The following is a 20741-nucleotide window of genomic DNA, read 5'->3' as shown; positions in this document are numbered from 1 at the left end:
AATGCACGACGCCAAGAACGCACAGAGCGCGCTCGCCCAGCAGATCGCCCAGACCATCGCCGATGAGATCGGTGCCCAGTCCGCCCAGGTACGCGCCGCAGTCGGCCTGCTCGACGAGGGCGCCAGCGTTCCGTTCATCGCGCGCTACCGCAAGGAAGTGACCGGGGGCCTGGACGACACCCAGCTGCGCAACCTGGAAGTGCGCCTGACCTACCTGCGCGAGCTGGAGGACCGCCGCGCGGCGGTGCTGGCCAGCATCGGCGAGCAGGGCAAGCTCAGCGACGAACTGCGCAACGACATCCTCGCCGCCGACACCAAGAGCCGCCTGGAAGACCTGTACCTGCCGTACAAGCCCAAGCGCCGCACCCGCGCCCAGATCGCCCGCGAGGCCGGTCTGGAGCCGCTGGCCGATGGCCTGCTGGCCGACCCGACGCAGGACCCGCAGACGTTCGCGGCCACCTTCGTCGACACCGACAAGGGCGTGGCCGACACCAAGGCTGCGCTGGAAGGCGCGCGTGCGATCCTGATGGAGCGCTGGGGCGAAGACGCTGCGCTGGTCGGCGAACTGCGTACCTGGCTCGGCGAATCCGGCGTGATCCGTGCCCACGTGGCCGAGGGCAAGGAAACCGAAGGCGCCAAGTACCGCGATTATTTTGAACACGCCGAGTCGCTGGCGAAGATTCCCTCGCACCGCTTGCTGGCGCTGTTCCGCGCGCGCCGCGAGGAGATCCTGTTCCTGGAGCTGGACCCGGGCAGTGATGCCGAGGCTGGCCACCAGTACGCCGAAGGGCGCGTGGCGCGCAAGGCCGGCGTTTCCGACCAGGGCCGTGCCGCCGACCGCTGGCTGCTGGACGCCTGCCGCCTGACCTGGCGCGCCAAGCTGCATACCCATCTGCTGCTGGACCTGTTCAACCAGGCCCGCGAAAAGGCCGAGGCCGAAGCCATCGCGGTGTTCGGCGACAACCTGAAGGACCTGCTGCTGGCGGCACCGGCCGGCCCGAAGACCGTGCTCGGCCTGGACCCGGGCATCCGGACCGGCTGCAAGATTGCCGTGGTCGATGCCACCGGCAAGCTGGTCGCCACCGATACCATCTACCCACATGAGCCGCGCCGCCAGTGGGAGCAGTCGCTGCAGACCATCAAGCAGCTGTGCGCCAAGCACAACGTGGAGCTGATCGCGATCGGCAACGGCACCGCCAGCCGCGAAACCGACAAGCTGGCCGGTGAAGCGATCAAGGCCGCTGGCAACCCGAAGCTGCAGAAGGTGGTGGTGAGCGAGGCCGGTGCCTCGGTGTACTCGGCCTCCGAGTTCGCGGCCAAGGAGTTTCCGGGCCTGGATGTGTCGCTGCGTGGCGCGGTATCGATCGCCCGCCGCCTGCAGGACCCGCTGGCCGAACTGGTCAAGATCGAACCCAAGGCGATCGGTGTCGGCCAGTACCAGCACGACGTGGATCAGTACCGTCTGGCCCGGGCGTTGGACGCGCGCGTGGAGGACTGCGTGAACGCGGTCGGCGTGTACGTGAACACCGCGTCTGCCGCGCTGCTGTCGCGGGTGTCCGGCCTGTCGGCCACGGTGGCCGAGAACATCGTGCGCCATCGTGACGACAACGGCCCGTTCAAGCGTCGCAAAGACCTGCTGAAGGTTGCGCGCTTGGGCGAGAAGACCTTCGAGCAGTGCGCCGGCTTCCTGCGCATCGCCGACGGTGATCAGCCGTTGGACGCCTCGGCGGTGCACCCGGAGGCCTATCCGGTGGTCGAGCGCATCGTTGCCAGCACCGCGCGCCCGATCAAGGCGCTGATCGGTGATGGCAGCTTCCTGCGTGGCCTGAAAGCAGAACAGTTCACCGACGACACCTTCGGCGTGCCGACCGTGCGCGACATCCTGAAGGAACTGGAAAAGCCGGGCCGCGATCCGCGTCCGGAGTTCAAGGCGGCGCGCTTCGCCGAGGGTGTCGAGGACATCAAGGACCTGCGCGAGGGCATGGTGCTGGAAGGCGTGGTGAGCAACGTGGCGGCCTTTGGTGCCTTCGTCGATATCGGCGTGCACCAGGACGGCCTGATCCACATTTCGGCGCTCTCCGATACGTTCGTGAAGGATCCGCGCGACGTGGTCAAGGCCGGCGATATCGTCAAGGTGAAGGTGCTGGAGGTGGACGTGGCCCGCAAGCGCATCGCCCTGACCCGGCGCTTGGACGACACCCCCGGGCAGGCCACCAGCCGCTCGGGCCAGCGCGATGAGCGCGGGCAGGGGCCGCGCCGCGACGCAGGCGGCCCGAACCGCGGGCCGAACCGGGGCCAGGGCAATGGTGGCCGTCCCGCCGTGTCCGCGCCCCCGGCCAACAATGCCCTGGCCGAGGCCTTCGCCCGCGCCAAGCGCAGTTGAGGACCGTGTCCCCCGTCACGCTTGATTCGTGGTGAGGGACTTGTCGGTTTTCCCCGTGATTGCGCACACTTGCGCTTGAGGGGAGGCGTTCGGCCACCCCGCTGTCGCTGGGGAGGGCCATGACGCCAGCAGGACCCGTTGTCTTCGTTGAGGGCTGCAGCGTTGTGCTGCGGCCACTGCCCGCCTGTGCGGGCCGCGGGGCGGGTTGATGGCGGGCCAGGGAAGCAACGGCAACGGGCTGCTCGAACGGCGCCTGCAGGAGCTGGCCGAGGAGCGCCGTCGCCTGGCGATGATCATCGACGGCACCGCAGCCGGCACCTGGGAATGGAACGTGCAGACCGGGGAAATGCGGGTCAATGCGCGCTGGGCGGAGATCGTCGGCTATCGCCTGGAAGAGCTGGAGCCGGTGTGCCAGAAGACGTTCCTGAAGCTGGTCCACCCCGACGACATCGTCCTGTCCGATGCGGCACTGGAGGACCATTTCGAAGGCCGCAGCGACAACTATGTCTGCCTGCTGCGCATGCGGCACAAGAATGGCCAGTGGATATGGATCCACGACCGTGGCCGCGTGTTCGAATGGGACGGGCAGGGACGACCGCTGTGGATGGCCGGTGCACACGCCGACGTGACCGAGCTGCAGCAGGCGCGACAGGATGCGGCCGAGAGCCGGCAGCGATTGCAGGCCGTGGTCGACGCATCCGACGAGGTGGCGGTGATCGCGACCGATACCGAAGGCACCATCACCTTGTTCAATACCGGCGCGGAACGCCTGCTGGGATACAGCGCCGAAGAAGTGGTCGGCCAGCGGCGACTGGGTGATTTCCACGATCCGGACGAGCTGGCGGCCTGGCTGCGTCCGCTGGCGGCTGCGGACGGAAGCCTGCCGGGCGCGTTTGAAGCACTCAGCGCTCGCGCCGATGAGCAGACCTATTCACGGCAGTGGACACTGCGGCGCAAGGATGGCCAGCCACGCCAGGTGCGCCTGTCGATCAGCCGCATGGATGGTGCCGGCGGCGCGCGGATCGGTTATGTCGGCATGTCCATCGACATTACCGAGATCCTGCAGGCGCGTGCCGAAGCACGCCTGTCGGCAGAGAAATTCGCCGGTGCGTTCACGTCGGCGGCGCTGGGCATGGCGCTGGTGTCGCTGGAAGGGCGCTGGCTGGACGTCAATGACGCACTGTGCCGGATCCTGGGCTACCCCCGCGAAGAACTGCTGCAGGTTGATTTCCAGCGCCTGACCCATCCCGATGACCTGCAGACCGACCTGGCCCTGGTGCAGGACCTGCTGGCCGGGCGGCGGAGCCACTACCACCTGGAAAAACGTTATCTCGATCGCGACGGCAAGGTGATCTGGGCACGGCTGTCGGTGTCGCTGGTGCGCACCGAGCACGGCGAGCCGCTGCATTTCGTGTCGCAGATCCAGGACATCAGCGCCCAGCGCAGCAGCGAGCAGCGCCTGTTCGAGAGCGAGCAGCGCAGCCGTATCACGCTTGATGCGGTGGCCGACCTGGTGCTCAGTGTCAGCCTGGATGGTCGCATCGACTACGCCAATGCCGCCGCGGTGCGCACCCTGGCCGGTGATGGCGCGCTGTCGCTGGCCGGGCACAAGGTGCAGGATGTGCTGGCACTGACCACTGAGTATGCACCCGGTTCAGTGCTGGATGTCTCCGTGCTGCTGGACCCGGAAAGCAACGCAGTGGACCTGCACGCTGACCTGTTGCTGCGCCTGGGCACAGCCACGATTCCGGTTGACCTGACCCGTGCCTGGCTGCGTGATGATGAAGGTCATGTACGGGGCGCAGTGTGGGTGCTGCGCGACGACACCCAGCAGCGCGCGCGCCAGCGCGAGGCGCGCCATCTGGCCGAGATCGATCCGCTGACCGAGCTGAGCAACCGCCGCGGCTTCGAGGTGCATCTGCAGCAGGCGATCACCCGCGTCGAGCGTACCGGCCAGGCCGCCTCGTTGATGTACATCGACCTGGACCGCTTCAAGCCGGTCAACGATACTTGGGGCCATCTGGCCGGCGATGCCGTGCTGTGGGCGGTGGCCAGCGTGCTGCGCCACGGCGTGCGCGATTCGGACGTGGTGGCGCGGCTGGGCGGCGACGAATTCGCGGTGATCCTGTCCGGCTGCACACCGCGTCGTGCAGCGCGCATCGGCGGTGAACTGCTGCACACCCTGGCATCGCTGTCGATTCCGTGGGACCGGGATCGCCTGCATGTGGGCGCCAGCATCGGTATCGCGCCATTGGCGGGCGGGATGAGCGTGGACCAGGCTGTAGCGGCGGCTGATGCCCAGTGCTACCGGGCCAAGGCAATGGGTCGCAACAACGTACAGGTGCAGGGCGAGGCCAGTGAGCTGCCGAGCGACGACATCGACCCGATCGAGGGCTGATCTCAGCCTGTGAGAGGGCGTGCGCGAATACTCCGTGCACTTCCCCTCGTACAGGTGATCCCATGAATGTCTGCAACCCGGTGACGGTGCGTGCCTTCGCCCCGGCCCTGGTCGGTTGGTGCCTGGCCCTGGCCGCCTGCCTGCGTGCGGAACAGCTGCGCGGCGACCTGCACGCGCAGGCCCTGCTGCCGGTGCTGCAGGGCGGCGCGGTCGCCCTGCTGGTATTCACGCTGTCCTGCATCGGTGCCGCCTGCATCGTGCTCTGGCGGGCGGGCAGGAACGCGGTGGAGTGATGCGGTGGATGGTCACCGCATCCCCCATGTCATGTTGCGTCAGCGCAGAACTTCATCCGAACTGACCAGCTGCACGTCGTGCATCAGGTTGAGGTAAGCCTCGTAGTAGCCCTTGTGCGAGGCACCGACGATGGTCAGCATGCGGGTGCCTGGATGCTGGCCCAGTATGTCGCGCATGTTGGCGACCATGCGCAGGTTGCGGGTTTCCCAGTAGCCCACGTAGTTGCGGCCGAAGCCTTCCGGCGAGGGTTCGACGAGCGTCGCGCCGAAATCGCTGTTGAAGGCCGCCATCACGGCCTCGGGTGCGTTGTAGGCGCGATACATCGCGAGCAACCCATCCGCTTGGTCAAGATTGGCTTCGAGCCGTTCATCGGCCGCCCTGCGCGCTTTGACGAAGGAATTGTCCCAGGCACCGCGTATGGCGGCAGCGTAGGCCTTCTGCTGCGATTCCGGTGTTGGCGAATCCGCAGTGTGGTCGTCGACCGACCACAGGCGCTCCAGTCCCAGGCGTGCGGCAAGGACGCCGGCCACCAGGCCGGCCTCGTTGCGGCGGGTCATGCGCGTGTCGAGGAACCGCACCAGCTCCGGCGTCAGACTGTCCGAAGCACGTCGCTCTTCCCTGGGTAGCCGCAGCCATTGGACGACTGCCGAGCTGCTTTCGCCCGCGGCCAGGAAGACTGCGGCCAATCGGCGTCGCTGGGCAGCGGTTGGCGCCTTCGGCCATTCCGCAAGCAGGCGTTCCATCTCCACGTTGGCACTGGGCACGTCCAGGCCGGTAGCGGCCTGCGCCGGGGCCGGATCGACGCAGTAGTCCGCTACGCTCTCCGCGTATCGGGCTGGATTGCGGCGCATGAAGTCACACTGCAGGCCGGACAGGTTCTCCACTGCGATCGCGGTGGGCCGCCAGGCTTCCAGGCGCTGCAGCAGAGGTTCCAGCATCGCCGGCGTGAAGGTCTTCGGCAGGCTGGACAGGTGCGGGCTGCCCAGTACCAGTACTTCGTTCGGGCGTCCTGCGGGCGGTCCCTTCAGCTGGTCCGGGTGGAACGCCGGTCGATAGGCGGTGTCGTTGGCCAGCGCGCTGCTGCTGCACACGGCCAGGAAGAGAAGGCTGGCAAAGCGAGGGAACATGCGATCTCCATGTCGATAAGCGTCCTGCGGGACCTTCATGCTGGTCATTTTCTCCGGCTGGGGAATCCCGCATTGGTCATGTAAACCTTTCTGCCTTGAGCTGCATCCTTCTGCTGAGCGATGCTGTACTCAGCGCTCAGGCAATGCAGAACATGACATCCGACGACTGGACCATCGACAGTCCGCGGCTGCACCTCCGGCCATTCACGCCCGGTGACGCCGACGAGGCATTTGCGGGAATCACACCCGGGCTGACCCGCTACATGGCCTTCGAGCCGCCTCCGTCGGAGGCGGCGTTTGCTGCGGTCTGGCAGACGTGGCTACCCACCATTGCCGACGGGACCGACATCACGTTCGTGATCCGCAGGCGCGAGGATGATGTATTCCTTGGCCTGGCAGGCCTGCATCGAGCCGGGGAAGCAGAACCCGAGCTGGGCATCTGGATCGCAGAAGTGATGCATGGGCACGGCTATGGCCGCGAAGCAGTGGCGGCGGTGTGGTCGGCGGCCTCCGAGCGCCTGCGCTGTGCGGCGTTCCGCTACCCGGTGGCGGAACGGAACCGGTCCAGCCGTTCACTGGCTGAGTCCCTCGGTGGGCAGGCGGTGGCACGTGAGCAGGGCGTGAAGTACACAGCAATCGTCTACCGCATTCCGGCTGCAATGCATGGAGTTGCGACGGACGTCGCGGAATCCCGCTAAAGCGGCCGACGGCATCGCCGATACTCCCTCTGGATCCCGCTCCAGTCACTCGCCGCAGGACCCGGGGCTGCCCCCGATGGGCGGTCCGCGCAGTGTGTTCCGCCGCTTCCAGATGCCGATCGCACCCGCAGCAGACGCTCTTGGCAGTCGCTCGAGAGGTGCCGGTTGGCACCTGTAGTCCCTGGCAACTGATGTTGCCGCCGGGCATCCCGCCCGTCGGGTCACAACCGCTTACCGGACACCGAGGATCAGACAATGCTCATTCCAGGCTTCACGGCGGGCGCGCAGGCGCCGGCCGAGCTGCATACCCGTTGGTCGCCGTGGCGTGCGCTGCTTGGCGTACTGGCGCCACAGCAACGCACCCGCACAGAGAAGGCGGTGACCGACCGCACCGAGCTGGAAGCGCAGGTGGCCGCGCTGCATCGCGTGCAGGCCGTCATCGAGTTCGCGCTCGACGGCACCATCCTGCAGGCCAATGACAATTTCCTGCAGGCGATGGGCTATCGGCTGGAGGAGATCCAGGGCGGGCATCATTCCCTGTTCGTCGACCCCGAGCAGGCGCGCAGCGCTGAATACCGCGACTTCTGGGCGCGCTTGGGGCGCGGCGAATATGACGCCGGACAGTACCGCCGCTTCGGCAAGGGCCAGCGCGAGATCTGGATCCAGGCCTCGTACAACCCGGTGCTGGACCGCCAGGGGCGGCCGTACAAGGTGGTCAAGTTCGCGACCGACATCACCGCGCAGAAGCTGCAGGCGGCCGACTCGGCGGGGCAACTGGCCGCGATCGCCAAGTCGCAGGCGGTGATCGAGTTCAGCATGGATGGCCGCATCCTGTCGGCCAATGACAATTTCCTGGCCGCCACCGGCTACAGCCTGGACGAGGTGCGCGGGCAGCACCATTCGTTGTTTGTCGAGCCCGAGCATCGCAGCAGCGTCGAATATCGCCAGTTCTGGGAGAAACTCGGGCGTGGCGAGTATGACGCCGGGCAGTATCGGCGCCTGGGCAAGGGCGGGCGCGAGGTCTGGATCCAGGCATCCTACAACCCGATCCTGGACCTCAACGGCAAGCCGTTCAAGGTCGTCAAGTACGCTACCGACATCACCGTGCAGGTGCATGAGAACCAGGCCATGCAGCGCGCCGTGGCGCAGACCCGCGAGGTGGTGGCTGCCGCCAAGCAGGGCGACCTGACCCAGCGCGTGGCCACCACCGACAAGAACGGACCGATCGCCGAACTGTGCGAAGGCGTGAATTCGCTGGTCGAGGCGATGGCGGCCATCATCGGCCAGATCAAGTTCGCTGCGGACACCATCGCAGTCGGCGCGACTGAAATCGCACAGGGCAACAGCGACCTCTCGCAGCGCACCGAGCAGCAGGCGGCCTCGCTGGAGGAAACCGCCGTGTCGATGAAGGGACTGGCCGAGACCGTGCAGCGCACGGCCACCAACGCGCGCCAGGCCAGCCAGCTGGCCGGTGGAGCGGCCGACGTCGCCGCGCGAGGCGGCAATGTGGTGCATGAGGTGGTCGAGACGATGGCGGTGATCAATGCCTCGTCGCGGCGCATCGTCGACATCATCGGGGTGATCGACGGCATCGCCTTCCAGACCAACATTCTCGCGCTGAACGCAGCGGTGGAGGCTGCGCGTGCCGGTGAACATGGCCGTGGCTTCGCCGTGGTTGCAACCGAGATCCGCGAGCTGTCGCAGCGTTCGGCCAGCGCAGCCAAGGAGATCAAGCACCTGATCGATGAGTCGGTTGCTAATGTGGGCGCCGGCACGGCGCAGGTTGAGAGCGCGGGCCGCACCATGGATGAAATCGTGATCAACGTGCGCCGGGTCAGTGACCTGATGACCGAAATCAGCACTGCCTCGCAGCAGCAGAGCGACGACATCCAGCAGATGAATCATGCGGTCGACCTGATCGATCAGGGCACCCAGCAGAACGCGGCCCTGGTCGAGGAGGCGTCGGCGGCGGCGCGCAGCATGGAAGAACAGTCGGCGCAGCTGCTGCAGACCGTGGCCAGCTTCCGCGTGCAGGGCGGGGCCGGGCATCGGCATGGAGCGGCGGCGCTGCACGCGGTCTAGACGCGGCGCCCGGACCAGTCTTCCGTGGTGCCGGTGTCGCCGCGTACGCAGTTGCGGCCGGCATGCTTGGCGCGATACAGGGCCTGGTCGGCGCGTTCGACCAGGTCGCGCGGATCGCGGTCTTCGCCCGGTGCCTGCCAGGCCACGCCGATGCTGATGGTGACGGTGGCTTCAGGGGCGGGCAGGGCTGCGGCTTCGACCGAAGCGCGCAGCCGTTCGCCCAGGCCCAGGGCGTGGGCGGCATCGGGCGAGGGCAGGGCGGCGATGAACTCTTCGCCGCCATAGCGGGCCAGCAGATCGTCACCCCGTTGCAGGCAGCCATCAAGGATGGCAGCCACCGACTGCAGGCGACGATCGCCTTCCGGGTGGCCGTAGGTGTCATTGAGCCGTTTGAAGTGGTCGATGTCGATCATCAGTACCGCCAGCCCGAGTCCCTGGACGAGGCGGCTGCTGCCGCGTTCGCCCGGGTGATGGCGGCACTGGAGCCGATCCGGCGGCCGGCGGAGACCAAGCCCAGACTGACGGATCCCGCTAAGGCTCGGTTGAGGGAGGCAAAAGTCGGATCAAAGCGGCGCTGACGCGGCGCTGGGCCAATGCCCAGCGCTCGCCGGTGTCGTTACTCGGTAGCGGGCTTGGCACGGGGCTTGAGCCTAAAGCTCACGCCTAGCCGATTGATCGCGTTCATTGCCGCGATGGTGAGCGTAAGATCGACAAGGTCCTTCTCGCTGAAGGCTGCGGCCACGGCCTGATACGCCTCGTCAGATGCGTGGGTCTCGCTGACAAGCGTCACTTCCTCAGACCATGCCAACGCGGCGCGCTCTTGCTCCGAGAACAGGTACGAGGCTTCGTGCCAAACAGGCAGAAGGGTGATTGTGTCGAAGGGCATGCCTTCCTTGAGTAGATCGCGTGTGTGGATGTCTATGCAGTGCGCGCATCCATTCAGTTGAGAAACGCGCAAGAACACCAGGTGGATCAATTTTGAGGGCAACGATGTGCCGGTGGTCACAAAGTGATGGAGCTGTCCAACCGCTTTGGCACCCTCGGGAGAGACCACAAACCAGTTCGCTCGGTTCATTTCTAACGTCCTTTTCCTCTAAGTGTGGGCCGGAGTCGGTCCACTCAAAGGTAGGGACGCCGAGCAGGGACGGTTCGTGACAGCTGATAGCGTGCGCCAGAATAGGCGCTTGGCTGAGCACTGGTGTGCGGTGGGGCTCTACCCGGGCCTGCCGCCGCGCGAGGCCGTGGACCCCCTGACCGACAGCACGCTCATCGCGCCGGCCACGCCTCTGCCGGGCCTACCCCCGACCCGCGAGCAGCAGCAACAGGCCCGGCGCCTGGCTGAGGCTGGGGCGAAGGAGATCGAGCGGATCAAGGCAGCGCTGGAGCCGCGCAAGCCGCCGGCGGAGACGAAACCCCGAGCGAGGGACATCCGCAGCAAGGCGCGGTTGAGGGCGGGGCTGCAGCAGATGCGCGGCGGTGTGTAGCGAGAGAGAATGAAGAAAAAAGGCGGAGCCGGAAGATTCACGACTCCATTACGCCATTTTCTTTTAAACCCTTATGCCGCAAGGGTCTTTGGTGCCGGTGAAAGGACTCGAACCTTCATGGGGTCACCCCCGGCTGATTTTGAGTCAGCTGCGTATACCATTCCGCCACACCGGCAGGCAGCGTGCGATTGTAAACGAGGTCGGCACGGCTTTCATAGTGGGGAGGCCGATCAGGGCGCGTCCTGTCGGCTTCGGCCCAGTGGTGGCTATACTGCGGCGGCTTGAATGCCTCCAGGAGTGGTAGCCGATGACAGTGTTGCAGGACCTGAGGGTGCTGGTGGTCGAGAACGACGAGATGAGTGCCGCACTGCTGCAGATGCAGCTGGTGCACGCCGGTGCGACGGTGGTGGGTCTGGCCGCGAGCGTCGCTGAGGCACTGCGCCTGCTGGAGGCGTCGACCCCGGACGTTGCCCTGCTTGATTACCGCCTGGCCCGCAATGAAACCAGCGAGCCGGTGGCCGCGGCGCTGTCGGCGCGTGGCGTGCCGTTCGTGCTGGCCACAGGCATGCTGGCCGAGCAGCTGCCCGAGCCGATGCTGGCCGGCGTGCTGCTGGTCAAGCCGTATCTCTCGGCAGACCTGAGCCAGGCACTGGTACGCGCAGTGGGCCGCGCCAGCGCCAGGGCCTGATTGGCGCATGCTGAAGCGGTGGGCGTATCCTGCCCGGGCCTGAATGCTCAGGCCTACAAGGAGAGTGGCATGAAGAAGTGGATCAAGCGCATGGTTGCTGCGGGTGTCCTTTCGATGGCGGTCTTCGGTGGTACGGCCTCTGCCGCGTGGTGCGGCCAGCCCTGTTTCCAGCTCTACAAGAGCTGCATCGCGCGGGGTGGTGAGGTCGAACAATGCCTGCAGGAACAGGCCTTCTGCGAAGAGGCGATGTGCGGCGGCAATCCCTGATCCATGAACCCCGCCCAGGCGGGGTTTTTCATCTGTGCGCGGTATTCAGCCGGCTTCTTCGTACACGTAGCGGATCTCTTCGCGGTCGTCGAGGATGCGGTACTGCCGCGCCAGATCATCCGGATCGGGATTGAGCCAGGCATCGAGGTGTTCCCTGCGGATGGGAACGACGCCGCGGTCGTGGCCCGCAGCGGCGACGTCGTGCGGAGGCGTGTCGGTGATGGTGGCAAATGACAGCAGGCGACCTTCCGGTCCTTCCCATTCCGCCCACAGGCAGGCCAGCAGCAGATCGCGCGGGGGATCAGGCCGGAACTCCAGCACCACGTCCTGCTCCTTCTCATCGGCACCCAGCGTGCGGCCGGCGATGGCGTGACGCGGTACGTGCTCATAGAACGCCTGCACCACCACCACGCCGTGGCGCAGGCCGAACGCACCGCGCCAATAGCCTTCCAGGCTGTCGCGCCTCGCGTTGTAGGTGCCGGGATAGAGGATGTCGTTGCGCACCGGCTTGTCCGGCAGCCGGCACTGGTAGCGCATCGGCTTGATCACGCGTTTGCCGCCCTCGCTGACCATGACCGGTGCGTAGGTGCCAGGGAAAATGCGGTTGTCGCGCGGCAGCAGCTGCACCCGGTGCAGGTCTTCCAGCCGGGCCTGCGCACGATCGATGCGGTTGCCGGCTACGCGCAGGTCGTTGCGTGCCTTCTGGGTGGGGCGGGTCGCCAGCGTGGCGTTGGCGATATCGCGTCGCTCGCGCTGGCGGGCCAGCTCCGCTTCCAGATCCTGGCGCTCCTGCGCATGCCATTGCTGGATTTTCGCGACGATGTCGCGGCCCTGCTCGGTGCGCGCACCGGCGAAGCCGTCATCCATGGCCTTGGGAGTTCTGGGGCGCTTCTTGCCGGGATCGTGCGCGTACAGCTCCGCGAATTCTTCCAGCGACAGGATGGCGCCAAACTCGCGCACCAGCTTGGCGTAGTCGGCGCGGATCAGGGCGGAATAGCACATGGGAACTCTGCAGGCGCGGGTCGCAGCAGTTGCGACATGGATGAGGCAGGATAGCCCGACCTACAGGGAGAAAGCGCATGAATGATTCCGTCGCCTGCCAGTTCCGCGACGCCGTGCCCACGGTCGAGGACTATTGCCAGCTGCGTGTGCTGGCGGGCCTCAGTGCCAAGAGCCAGGAGGCGGCGGCACGCGCGCTGCCCAATACCCTGTATGGCGTGTGCGCCTACCAGGGCAACGAGCTGGTGGCGATGGGGCGCATCGTCGGCGATGGGGGCTGCCACCTGCAGGTCTGCGATATCGCCGTGTTGCCGCGCCTGCAGGGGCAGGGCCTGGGCAAGGAAGTGATGCGTCGCCTGGATGGCTGGATGCAGGCAAACCTGCCGCCGTCGGCATACGTCAGCCTTCTGGCAGATGGTGAAGCGCACCGGCTGTACGCGCAGTTTGGTTTCGCACCTACCGCACCTGCATCGATCGGGATGTATCGCCGGTTCTGAGGTGTGTCCAGGCTGAGGCCAGCCATGCGCGGCTCGGGCCTTCCCAGGAATCACAGGCAAAGAAAAACCCCGGCCGAAGCCGGGGTTTTAAAGAATTGGCGTCCCCACGGGGATTCGAACCCCGGTCGCCACCGTGAAAGGGTGATGTCCTAGGCCTCTAGACGATGGGGACGCACGAAAACTTCAAGTTGTAGATCCTTCGACGGCCTAATGTCGAAGTGGTGGAGCCAAGCGGGATCGAACCGCTGACCTCCTGCATGCCATGCAGGCGCTCTCCCAGCTGAGCTATGGCCCCAATGAAACTCCGGATGATCTGCCGGGAGCAGAGTCCGTTTTGAAACTGGCGTCCCCACGGGGATTCGAACCCCGGTCGCCACCGTGAAAGGGTGATGTCCTAGGCCTCTAGACGATGGGGACGCACGAAAAACTTCAAGTTGTAGAACCTTCGACGGCCTAATGTCGAAAGTGGTGGAGCCAAGCGGGATCGAACCGCTGACCTCCTGCATGCCATGCAGGCGCTCTCCCAGCTGAGCTATGGCCCCGTGTTACCGAGCCGCCTATCATACCTGCGTGTTCACGTTTGTGGAAGCTTTTTTTGAGCTTTTTTCGTTCCGGTTCAACCGCGGCCGCGAGGGCAGGGGAACCGCAACGCCACTACCTGAATGCTGGTAGGCGGTGAACAAAAAAGACCCGGTTATCGGCCGGGTCCTCGTTGTTCGTGATGAGTGGCGTCCCCACGGGGATTCGAACCCCGGTCGCCACCGTGAAAGGGTGATGTCCTAGGCCTCTAGACGATGGGGACGCAATTCTCATCAATGTTCTTTAGCGACCTTTCGACGGCCTAATGCCGAAAGATTGGTGGAGCCAAGCGGGATCGAACCGCTGACCTCCTGCATGCCATGCAGGCGCTCTCCCAGCTGAGCTATGGCCCCACGTCGCTGAGGAGCGAAATAATAGCCTTGCCCCAGGGGGTTGGCAAGCATTTGTTGCACTTTTCTTCACGTGCGTTGCGAAGCCGATGTCAGTCGCCTTTGGCCTGTGCAACGTTGTCGGTCAGTGCCGCCAGGATCGGGCACTGGTCCAGCGTGCCGTGACCGGGGCAGGCGTCGACCAGCTGCGAAAGTGCGGTGTGCATGCGCTGCAGCTCGGCCATCCGTTGCGCGATGTCCTGCAGGCGGGCCTGCGCGGTGTCGCGCACGCTGCCCATGTCCTGCGAGTGCTGATCGCTCAGTACGAGCAGCTCGCCGATCTCTTCCAGGCTGAAGCCCAGCGCCTTGGCGCGGCGGATGAATCGCAGCCGGCGCAGATCCTGCTCGCCGAAGATGCGGTAGCCACCCGCCGAGCGGGCCGCGGTCGGCAGCAGCTGCTGTCGTTCGTAGTAGCGCACCGTATCGATCGGCACGCCCGCCTGGCGGGCCAGTTGTCCAATGTTCATGGCGGATTCCTGCGGATGCTGCCGGCCATTGTGAAGCCTGGAGTCTGGTCGAGAGTCAAGGCTTGGCCCGGGTGCGCGCATTCAGCGCACTTTGCAACTTTCTTCATAGCCCCGCCGATGGGCCAGTTCCTACCCTTCGCCTGAACCGGCCGTTCGATGGCCTGCAACGAACCGAGGAGGTGGCCTGTGGAAGGATTCAGGAACGAAGGATTCGTCGAGATCGCAGTGGTTGAATACCCGGGAGGTGATCCGTCTGCCGCCTCCGTACTGGCCGAAATGGCGCACGTTGCCAATCGCCTTGCCCAGCAGCAGCGCCGGCCGTTCAAGAGGGTGCTGGTCACCCGCTGGATCGTGCCGGCCAGCCAGACTGGTGTGCACCGTATTGCGGGTGCGGAAATGCTCGATGCGGCCATCCCGGCTGTGATTGCGGTTCCCGGCCAGATCAGTGCTGGCGCGTGCCTGCGCGCGGATGAGGTCCTGCTGGACTGGCTGCGCGCGCACTATGACGGTGGCAGCCTGCTGGCCGCCGCCAGTGATGGCGTCAGCGTGCTGGCACGGGCCGGATTGCTGGCCGGGCGTACGGTCAGTGGCCCCGATCTCGGGCGCCATCCAGGCCTGCAGGCGCAGGCCGCGAGCTGGGTGCCGAGCGAGCGGGCGCTGGTGGATGACGGCGACCTGCTGACGGTCGGCGGGGGCCAGGCCTGGCGCTTCCTGGGCCTGCGGCTGTTGTACCGGCTGCATGGGCAGGGCGTGGCCAGTGCGGTGGCGCAGCAGCTGGGCATCACCGTGCCCGCCACGATCCAGCAGGATCTGGAACGCTTCAGCGCCAACTTCGCACATGGCGATCGTGATGTATTGAAGGCACAGCGCTGGTTGCACACCACGGCGGCACGCGGCGCCACCCTCGCCGCGATCTGCGAAGTCTCCGGATTGGAGCCGCGCACGCTGCAGCGGCGGTTCCTCAAGGCCACCGGCCTGCGGCCGATCGAGTACTGCCAACGGCTGCGCATCGCCAAGGCGCAGACCCTGTTGCAGCAGGGAGCGGGTATCGATGAGGTGGCCTGGGGCGTCGGCTACGCCGATCAGAGTGCGTTTCGCCGGTTGTTCCTGCGCATCGTTGGCATGACGCCGGCGAACTATCGGCGTCACGTCAGCAGCAAGCGCCGCGAGCGGCCCTTGATGCCGTCGGTGGCGGGCAGTCTGCGCGGGCTGCAATCGCCGTCGGTGATGCAACTGGGGCGCAGCGCGGCCTGATGCGGGCAGCATCGTCGGGCTTGCAACCGGAGCGCGACACTTCGACCATGCAGCCAGTGGACGATTGAACAGGTGGTCTGATGTCGAGCGTTGGGCCGGTGCCGATGCCGGTGGTATTGATTCTCGTGTGCGTAGTGCTGGCGATGGCCGTGGCGCGTCTGTGGCCACGCAGGAAGGACGGCATGCCGCTGCCTTCCGCACCCAGCATGGTTCTGGACATGCTGCTGGTGGGCCTGCTGTGTGGTCGCATCAGCTTCGTGGCCTTGAACTTCGCGCTGTATCGCGAGGCGCCGTGGAGCATTCTGCAGATTGCCGATGGTGGCTACCACCTCGCGGTTGTCCTGGTTGCGGGATTGGCATGGGGACTGTGGCGGTTGCGCCCATGGCGGGCGTTGCGCGCCCCGGTGCTGGGCGCGGCGTTGGCAGGTGTGCTGCTCTGGGCCGGCGGCAGTCAGCTGTTGTCCGCCTGGCAAGAGCGGCGGATGCCCTTGCCGGTATTGCAGGTTGCTGATCTGCAAGGGGGCAGAGTGGATCTCCAGCAGTTTCGTGGCAAGCCACTGGTGCTGAACCTGTGGGCCAGCTGGTGTGGTCCCTGCAGGCGCGAGATGCCGGTCTTGGCAGCGGCACAGCAGGCACATGCGGACGTGCAGTTCGTGTTCCTCAACCAGGGTGAAACCCTTGAGGAGGTCCAGGGTTTCGTTGCGCGCGAACGGCTCCTGCTGGGCAACGTATTGCTGGACGATGACGCTGCGGCATCCACGGTGCTGGGTGTGCAGGCCTATCCCTCGACCCTGTTCTTCGACGCCGAAGGGCGCCTGCGTGAACTGCACCTCGGCGAACTGACGGCAGCGGGTCTTGAACACAAACTGCGCCGGCTGCGGTAGCCTGCGCGGGCATCTCACTACGGAGTTCCCATGTTGTCGACTTCCCTGCGCACCGCCCCGGCGGTGCTGTTGCTGCCGGTCCTGCTGGCATTGGCCGCCTGCAGCCAGGCACAGACGCCGCCGGGCAAGACCGCCGCGGCACCGGCAGCGAGCGCCACAGCCGCTGCCAACAAGGGCGATCGCCCTGCGGTGCTGAAGGGCATCGAGAAGCATGGGTTCGAGGTCGTCGCCGAATTCGATGCCCCCGGTGGCCTGCGAGGTTTCGCCGGCGTGGTCGGCGGCCAGCAGCCGGCAGCGGCCTATGTCACTGCTGATGGCAAGCATGTACTGGTCGGCAGCCTGTTCGATGCGGAGGGCAACGATGTAGCCGCTGAGGCCGTTGAGAAGCTGGTGGCCTCGCCGATGTCGGCCAAGATGTGGACCAAACTGGAATCCAGCGGCTGGGTACGTGACGGCAAGGCCGATGCGCCGCGCGTGGTCTATACCTTCAGCGATGCCAACTGCCCTTACTGCCACAAGTTCTGGGAAGCGGCACGGCCTTGGGTCGATGCGGGCAAGGTGCAGCTGCGTCACATCATGGTCGGCGTCATCCGCGAGGACAGCCCGGCCAAGGCGGCGGCCATCCTCGCAGCCCGTGACCCGAGTGCAGCGCTGCTGCAGAACGAGCACGATTTTGATCGCGGTGGCATCAAGGCGCTGCCGAACATCAGCCGCGAAATTGCTGGCAAGCTCGATGCCAATCAGGTACTGATGATCGAAATGGGCTTCCAGGGCACGCCGGGCATTCTGTTCCAGGACGCACAGGGCCAGGTACAGCGTCGTGCGGGCCTGCCGCAGGGTGCCGATCTGCAGACGGTGCTCGGCCCGCGCTGACTGGCGCCAGCTTCATGAAACATTGCACAGGCCCGCATGGCAGCATGCGGGCCTGTTGCATTCTGTGGCCGGCCTTCCGGTTGCAGGCCCGCGCAACGTTGGTTCATCGTCACGTCTGAATCGTGACTGACATCAAGCATCACGCCTTGATTCCAATCAAGGCCAAAAACGACAGGCGGATTAGCCTGTGACGCATGGAATACAGCGTCACTGCGCGACGGATGCCGCGCTCGCCACGCCCTGATCAGGGTCGGCCGGCACAGCCATTCACGACATTCTCACTCCGTGCTTGTTACCCAGACCGCTGCGGTCGCCACCTCTTTGGCAGCGCGGCCTTGATGGAGTCGACATCGGTGCGGGCAGGGCAGTGTCATCGTCCTGTTGCCTGCAGTGCGCAGGCTGGCCGCCGCCGTCGACGCAGTATCCGCATTTCCAGCAACTGCAACGTGGGGCCGGAGCCGCGCATGCGTGCGTTCGGCCTGCGAGATGAACATGGACGTCCAGGGAGGATGCAATGCGCGTGGCGGTACTGAGTCTGGCCTGCTTGACCGTATTGGCGATCACGCCGGCATATGCACAGGCTGATGACAAGGAGGACGCGCAGGCGCTGCGCCGTGAGATCGCGGCCATGCGTCAGGTACTGGAGGGCATGCAGCAGCGGCTGGATCGGCTTGAGCAGCGCAATGGCGCGGTTGCGCCTGCCGTCGCGCAGATCCCTGCGCCTGCGACCGCACCTGCAGGCGCTACCCATCTGCTGCATCCCACCCAGGTGCCGGGCGTGGCACAACCGGTGCTGCCGCAGCGTGAATCGGTGGCCGATCCTTCCACCGCGGCATCGCGACCGGACAGTGCGGCCGGCCCAACCGACCCGGATCTGAAGGGGTTCTTCGCCATTCCCGGCACCGATACGGTGATCCGCATTGGCGGCTACGCCAAGCTCGATGCCATCGCCGATTCGCGCGCAGCCGGCGACGAAGATCAGTTCATTCCTTCGTCGATGCCAGTGGGCGGCCGTCATCGTGACGTGTCCAATTTCAACATCCATGCCAAGCAGACCCGCTTCAGTTTCGAGGCGCGGCGCCCGACCTCGCACGGGAACCTGCGCTTCTACCTGGAGAACGACTTCTTCGGCAGCAGCGATGGTTACGAATTCCGCCTGCGCCACGCCTATGGCCAGCTCGGCAATACCTACGCGGGCTACGGCTATTCCAGCTTCATGGATCCGGACAGCTTGCCTGACACGCTGGATTTCGCTGGTCCGGGTGGTGCGGGCTATCTGCTGGTGGCCGGCATCCACCACAGCTTTGCGATGGGCAAGGGCAACACCCTGACTGTTGCCGCCGAAGATCCGAAGACTGAACTTGCCGGTGCCAGCGATGAGCACGCGGCGGTGAACCGGCTGCCGGATGTGACGGTGACGGCGCGCATGGAGCGCGACTGGGGCCACCTGCAACTGGGCGCGGTGGCACGCAGCCTGGCGTATGACGGTGACGATGAGCGCGACCGGCGCATGGCCGGTGGCCTGCAGCTGAGCGGATCGGCGTCGGTGGGCGAGCGCGACCTGCTGCTGTTCGGTGCCCTCGGCGGGCGCGGCCTGAGCCGTTACACCGCTGACCTGACCGGCTCCGGGCTGGACGCGGTGGTCGGTGCCGATGGCCGCCTTGATGCGCTGGACCTGCACGGTGGTTTCGTTGGCTACACCCATTACTGGTCCGAGCTGTGGCGTTCGAACCTGATCTTCGGCCAGCTGACCCTGGAGCGGAATGCTGCACTGGCGGCCGACGCATTCCGTCAGAGTCGCTACGGCGTGTTCAACCTGATCTGGAGCCCGGCACCGTCGTGGACGATGGGCATGGAGCTGCTGTACGGGCGCCTGGAACAGCAGGGCGGCGCGCGCGGCGACACGGTCCGGGTGCAGGGCAGCCTGCAATACAACTTCATCAAGTAAGCGCCAGCGGCGTTACGCCAGCGCAACCGTCCCCACGCCCGGCCGCACCGGGCTCATGCCAGTACAGGAGATTGTCATGGCAGAAGCAAAGAAAATCGGGGTGGTCGGAGCCACCTTCCTCGTCGCCGGCAACATGATGGGCTCCGGTGTGTTCCTGCTGCCCTCCAGCCTGGCCAAGATCGGTACCGCCTCGATCTGGGGCTGGCTGATCACCACCGCCGGTGCGCTGCTGCTGGCGTTCGTGTTTGCCAAGCTGGGCAAGCTGGCGCCCAAGGCGGGCGGTCCATACGCCTATGCGCGCGACTGGTTCGGGCCCTACATGGGCTTCCAGACCAACACCATCTACTGGTTCGCCAACTGGATCGGCAACGTCGCCATCCCGATTGCGGCGGTCGGCTACTTCAGCTACTTCTTCCCGATCCTGTCCGAGCCGCTGGTGCGCTGCATCGCGGTGCTGGTGCTGGTGTGGGCGCTGAGCTTCGCCAATGTGATCGGCCCGGCCTTCGTCAGCCGCGTGCAGACGGTCACCACCAGCTTTGCGCTGGTCCCGATCCTGGGCATCGCCATCTTCGGCTGGTTCTTCTTCGATGCCGATATCTTCAAGGGCGCCTACAACGTGTCCGGCGAGTCGAACTTCGGCGCGATCTCCAGCGCCGCGGCACTGACCCTGTGGGCGTTCATCGGCGTTGAATCTGCTTCGGTCACCGCCGGCGTGGTGGAAAACCCGGAAAAGAACGTGGCCCGTGCCACCCTGGCCGGCGTGTTCCTGGCTGCCATCGCCTACATCGCCAGTTCCTCGGTGATCATGGGCATGGTGCCCAACGGCGAACTGCAGACCTCCGATGCCCCGTTCGCGCTGGCTGCGGCCAAGGCCGTCGGTGGCTGGGGCGGTGCGCTGGTCAGCCTGTGCGCCTTCATCGGCGCGGCGGGTTCGCTGGGCGGCTGGATCCTGCTGACCGCACAGAGCGCCAAGGCGGCCTCTGACGACGGGCTGTTCCCGAGCATCTTCAGCAAGACCAACAAGGATGACGTGCCGGTCAAGGGCGTGCTGATCGTAGCGGTGCTGATGACCCTGGCGGTGCTGGTCACCTCCACCTCGGAAACCGCGTCGGCACAGTTCGACGTCATCACGTCGGCCGCCGTGGTACTAACCCTGCTGCCCTACATCTACTCGTGCGTGGCCTGCTACTTCGTGGTCGAGCGTTCGCACACCCTGGTCCATACCGGTGCGTTCTGGACCCTGACCAGCCTGACCGTTGTGTACTGCCTGTGGGCGATCTACGGCTCGTCGGGAACCATCGTGCAGTACGCCTTCCTGTTCGTGCTGTTCATCACCGTGTTCTATCCCTTCTTCAGCGAGGAGCGCCGCCAGCAGCGGCAGCGCGCCCGCGAGGCATCGGCCATCAGCGCCGGCGCCCAGCGTTCCTGAG

The 20741-nt window shown here is 65.9% G+C and carries 18 protein-coding genes, 7 tRNA genes and 1 pseudogene; 14 read left to right on the top strand and 12 right to left on the bottom strand.

What is annotated here, in order from left to right; all coding sequences use genetic code 11:
- The first annotated feature begins 1 nt into the window (after position 1).
- The 3 genes from GOC52_RS12565 to GOC52_RS12555 all read left to right on the top strand — a co-directional run bounded on the left by GOC52_RS12565 (position 2) and on the right by GOC52_RS12555 (position 5074).
- Positions 2-2383, top strand: coding sequence for a Tex family protein (locus tag GOC52_RS12565; RefSeq protein ID WP_043403100.1), 2382 nt, complete (start codon positions 2-4; stop codon positions 2381-2383).
- Between the two features lie 208 nt (positions 2384-2591).
- Positions 2592-4781: a PAS domain S-box protein gene (locus GOC52_RS12560; protein ID WP_019336521.1), complete on the top strand. Its 2190-nt coding sequence runs from the start codon at positions 2592-2594 to the stop codon at positions 4779-4781.
- A 62-nt stretch (positions 4782-4843) separates the two neighbouring features.
- Positions 4844-5074: a hypothetical protein gene (locus GOC52_RS12555; protein WP_010484939.1), complete on the top strand. Its 231-nt coding sequence runs from the start codon at positions 4844-4846 to the stop codon at positions 5072-5074.
- 39 nt (positions 5075-5113) lie between these two features.
- Here GOC52_RS12555 and GOC52_RS12550 read toward each other — a convergent pair whose 3' ends face one another.
- Positions 5114-6202, bottom strand: coding sequence for a DUF5694 domain-containing protein (locus GOC52_RS12550; protein WP_191849586.1), 1089 nt, complete (start codon positions 6200-6202; stop codon positions 5114-5116).
- A gap of 152 nt (positions 6203-6354) precedes the next feature.
- On the opposite strand from GOC52_RS12550, the gene GOC52_RS12545 reads away from it, so the two are divergent.
- Positions 6355-6900: a GNAT family N-acetyltransferase gene (locus tag GOC52_RS12545; protein ID WP_029550665.1), complete on the top strand. Its 546-nt coding sequence runs from the start codon at positions 6355-6357 to the stop codon at positions 6898-6900.
- 255 nt (positions 6901-7155) lie between these two features.
- The gene (locus GOC52_RS12540; RefSeq protein ID WP_049482641.1) at positions 7156-8982 is read left to right on the top strand and encodes a methyl-accepting chemotaxis protein; all 1827 of its coding nucleotides are present in this window, start codon (positions 7156-7158) and stop codon (positions 8980-8982) included.
- Here the strand turns inward: GOC52_RS12540 and GOC52_RS12535 are convergent.
- Together GOC52_RS12535 and GOC52_RS12530 are read right to left on the bottom strand one after the other, a co-directional pair.
- A pseudogene (locus GOC52_RS12535) lies at positions 8979-9500 on the bottom strand (GGDEF domain-containing protein); the annotation flags it as partial. The gene GOC52_RS12540 and the pseudogene GOC52_RS12535 sit on opposite strands and share 4 nt — an antisense overlap.
- Positions 9501-9598: 98 nt before the next feature.
- On the bottom strand, positions 9599-10057 hold the full coding sequence (locus tag GOC52_RS12530) for a carboxymuconolactone decarboxylase family protein (RefSeq protein WP_019336516.1): 459 nt from the start codon (positions 10055-10057) through the stop codon (positions 9599-9601).
- A gap of 109 nt (positions 10058-10166) precedes the next feature.
- Here GOC52_RS12530 and GOC52_RS12525 point away from each other — a divergent pair, with 109 nt between their 5' ends.
- Entirely contained in the window at positions 10167-10466 is a 300-nt protein-coding gene (locus GOC52_RS12525) for a hypothetical protein (RefSeq protein WP_224328272.1), read from the top strand.
- 89 nt (positions 10467-10555) lie between these two features.
- Here the strand turns inward: GOC52_RS12525 and GOC52_RS12520 are convergent.
- A tRNA-Leu gene (locus GOC52_RS12520) sits at positions 10556-10641 on the bottom strand.
- 132 nt (positions 10642-10773) lie between these two features.
- Here GOC52_RS12520 and GOC52_RS12515 point away from each other — a divergent pair.
- Positions 10774-11154, top strand: coding sequence for a response regulator (locus GOC52_RS12515; protein WP_010484954.1), 381 nt, complete (start codon positions 10774-10776; stop codon positions 11152-11154).
- A gap of 69 nt (positions 11155-11223) precedes the next feature.
- Positions 11224-11421, top strand: a complete 198-nt coding sequence (locus GOC52_RS12510; RefSeq protein ID WP_010484956.1) for a hypothetical protein — start codon at positions 11224-11226, stop codon at positions 11419-11421.
- Between the two features lie 45 nt (positions 11422-11466).
- On the opposite strand, the gene GOC52_RS12505 is transcribed toward GOC52_RS12510, so the two are convergent.
- Positions 11467-12423 (bottom strand): SOS response-associated peptidase family protein, encoded by a 957-nt coding sequence (locus GOC52_RS12505; RefSeq protein ID WP_010484958.1) that lies wholly within the window; start codon positions 12421-12423, stop codon positions 11467-11469.
- A 77-nt stretch (positions 12424-12500) separates the two neighbouring features.
- Between GOC52_RS12505 and GOC52_RS12500 the strand changes: the two genes are divergently transcribed.
- Positions 12501-12917, top strand: a complete 417-nt coding sequence (locus GOC52_RS12500) for a GNAT family N-acetyltransferase (RefSeq protein WP_043403080.1) — start codon at positions 12501-12503, stop codon at positions 12915-12917.
- Between the two features lie 96 nt (positions 12918-13013).
- Here the strand turns inward: GOC52_RS12500 and GOC52_RS12495 are convergent.
- From GOC52_RS12495 to GOC52_RS12465, 7 genes are all read right to left on the bottom strand, one after another.
- Positions 13014-13089 (bottom strand) — tRNA-Glu (locus GOC52_RS12495).
- Between the two features lie 47 nt (positions 13090-13136).
- Positions 13137-13212 (bottom strand) — tRNA-Ala (locus GOC52_RS12490).
- Between the two features lie 46 nt (positions 13213-13258).
- Positions 13259-13334: transfer RNA gene (locus tag GOC52_RS12485), tRNA-Glu, on the bottom strand.
- A gap of 49 nt (positions 13335-13383) precedes the next feature.
- Positions 13384-13459 (bottom strand) — tRNA-Ala (locus tag GOC52_RS12480).
- A gap of 184 nt (positions 13460-13643) precedes the next feature.
- Positions 13644-13719: transfer RNA gene (locus GOC52_RS12475), tRNA-Glu, on the bottom strand.
- A gap of 54 nt (positions 13720-13773) precedes the next feature.
- Positions 13774-13849, bottom strand: a tRNA-Ala gene (locus GOC52_RS12470).
- A gap of 89 nt (positions 13850-13938) precedes the next feature.
- Positions 13939-14352, bottom strand: a complete 414-nt coding sequence (locus GOC52_RS12465) for a heavy metal-responsive transcriptional regulator (RefSeq protein WP_010484978.1) — start codon at positions 14350-14352, stop codon at positions 13939-13941.
- Between the two features lie 186 nt (positions 14353-14538).
- Between GOC52_RS12465 and GOC52_RS12460 the strand changes: the two genes are divergently transcribed.
- From GOC52_RS12460 to adiC, 5 genes are all read left to right on the top strand, one after another.
- Positions 14539-15606, top strand: a complete 1068-nt coding sequence (locus GOC52_RS12460; RefSeq protein WP_019336511.1) for a GlxA family transcriptional regulator — start codon at positions 14539-14541, stop codon at positions 15604-15606.
- 80 nt (positions 15607-15686) lie between these two features.
- Positions 15687-16490 (top strand): TlpA disulfide reductase family protein, encoded by an 804-nt coding sequence (locus tag GOC52_RS12455; RefSeq protein ID WP_049454653.1) that lies wholly within the window; start codon positions 15687-15689, stop codon positions 16488-16490.
- Positions 16491-16520: 30 nt separating this feature from the next.
- Positions 16521-17363 (top strand): thiol:disulfide interchange protein DsbG, encoded by an 843-nt coding sequence (gene dsbG / locus GOC52_RS12450; protein ID WP_191849584.1) that lies wholly within the window; start codon positions 16521-16523, stop codon positions 17361-17363.
- 514 nt (positions 17364-17877) lie between these two features.
- Positions 17878-19311 carry a DcaP family trimeric outer membrane transporter gene (locus GOC52_RS12445; protein ID WP_099560295.1) on the top strand — a complete coding sequence of 478 codons (1434 nt, stop codon included), beginning with the start codon at positions 17878-17880 and terminating at the stop codon, positions 19309-19311.
- A 76-nt stretch (positions 19312-19387) separates the two neighbouring features.
- On the top strand, positions 19388-20740 hold the full coding sequence (gene adiC / locus GOC52_RS12440) for an arginine/agmatine antiporter (RefSeq protein WP_049481955.1): 1353 nt from the start codon (positions 19388-19390) through the stop codon (positions 20738-20740).
- The last annotated feature ends 1 nt before the right edge of the window (position 20741 follow it).

The sequence above is a fragment of the Stenotrophomonas sp. SXG-1 genome (assembly GCF_014083965.1).
GTDB lineage: Bacteria > Pseudomonadota > Gammaproteobacteria > Xanthomonadales > Xanthomonadaceae > Stenotrophomonas > Stenotrophomonas geniculata.
This window is presented reverse-complemented; position numbering and strand designations above follow the sequence as displayed.

Coding starts and splice junctions, on each gene's coding strand:
- GOC52_RS12565 (WP_043403100.1), top strand. CDS start 2: ATGCACGACGCCAAGAACGCACAGAGCGCGCTCGCCCAGCAGATCGCC.
- GOC52_RS12560 (WP_019336521.1), top strand. CDS start 2,592: ATGGCGGGCCAGGGAAGCAACGGCAACGGGCTGCTCGAACGGCGCCTG.
- GOC52_RS12555 (WP_010484939.1), top strand. CDS start 4,844: ATGAATGTCTGCAACCCGGTGACGGTGCGTGCCTTCGCCCCGGCCCTG.
- GOC52_RS12550 (WP_191849586.1), bottom strand. CDS start 6,202: ATGTTCCCTCGCTTTGCCAGCCTTCTCTTCCTGGCCGTGTGCAGCAGC.
- GOC52_RS12545 (WP_029550665.1), top strand. CDS start 6,355: ATGACATCCGACGACTGGACCATCGACAGTCCGCGGCTGCACCTCCGG.
- GOC52_RS12540 (WP_049482641.1), top strand. CDS start 7,156: ATGCTCATTCCAGGCTTCACGGCGGGCGCGCAGGCGCCGGCCGAGCTG.
- GOC52_RS12530 (WP_019336516.1), bottom strand. CDS start 10,057: ATGAACCGAGCGAACTGGTTTGTGGTCTCTCCCGAGGGTGCCAAAGCG.
- GOC52_RS12515 (WP_010484954.1), top strand. CDS start 10,774: ATGACAGTGTTGCAGGACCTGAGGGTGCTGGTGGTCGAGAACGACGAG.
- GOC52_RS12510 (WP_010484956.1), top strand. CDS start 11,224: ATGAAGAAGTGGATCAAGCGCATGGTTGCTGCGGGTGTCCTTTCGATG.
- GOC52_RS12505 (WP_010484958.1), bottom strand. CDS start 12,423: ATGTGCTATTCCGCCCTGATCCGCGCCGACTACGCCAAGCTGGTGCGC.
- GOC52_RS12500 (WP_043403080.1), top strand. CDS start 12,501: ATGAATGATTCCGTCGCCTGCCAGTTCCGCGACGCCGTGCCCACGGTC.
- GOC52_RS12465 (WP_010484978.1), bottom strand. CDS start 14,352: ATGAACATTGGACAACTGGCCCGCCAGGCGGGCGTGCCGATCGATACG.
- GOC52_RS12455 (WP_049454653.1), top strand. CDS start 15,687: ATGTCGAGCGTTGGGCCGGTGCCGATGCCGGTGGTATTGATTCTCGTG.
- dsbG (WP_191849584.1), top strand. CDS start 16,521: ATGTTGTCGACTTCCCTGCGCACCGCCCCGGCGGTGCTGTTGCTGCCG.
- GOC52_RS12445 (WP_099560295.1), top strand. CDS start 17,878: ATGCGCGTGGCGGTACTGAGTCTGGCCTGCTTGACCGTATTGGCGATC.
- adiC (WP_049481955.1), top strand. CDS start 19,388: ATGGCAGAAGCAAAGAAAATCGGGGTGGTCGGAGCCACCTTCCTCGTC.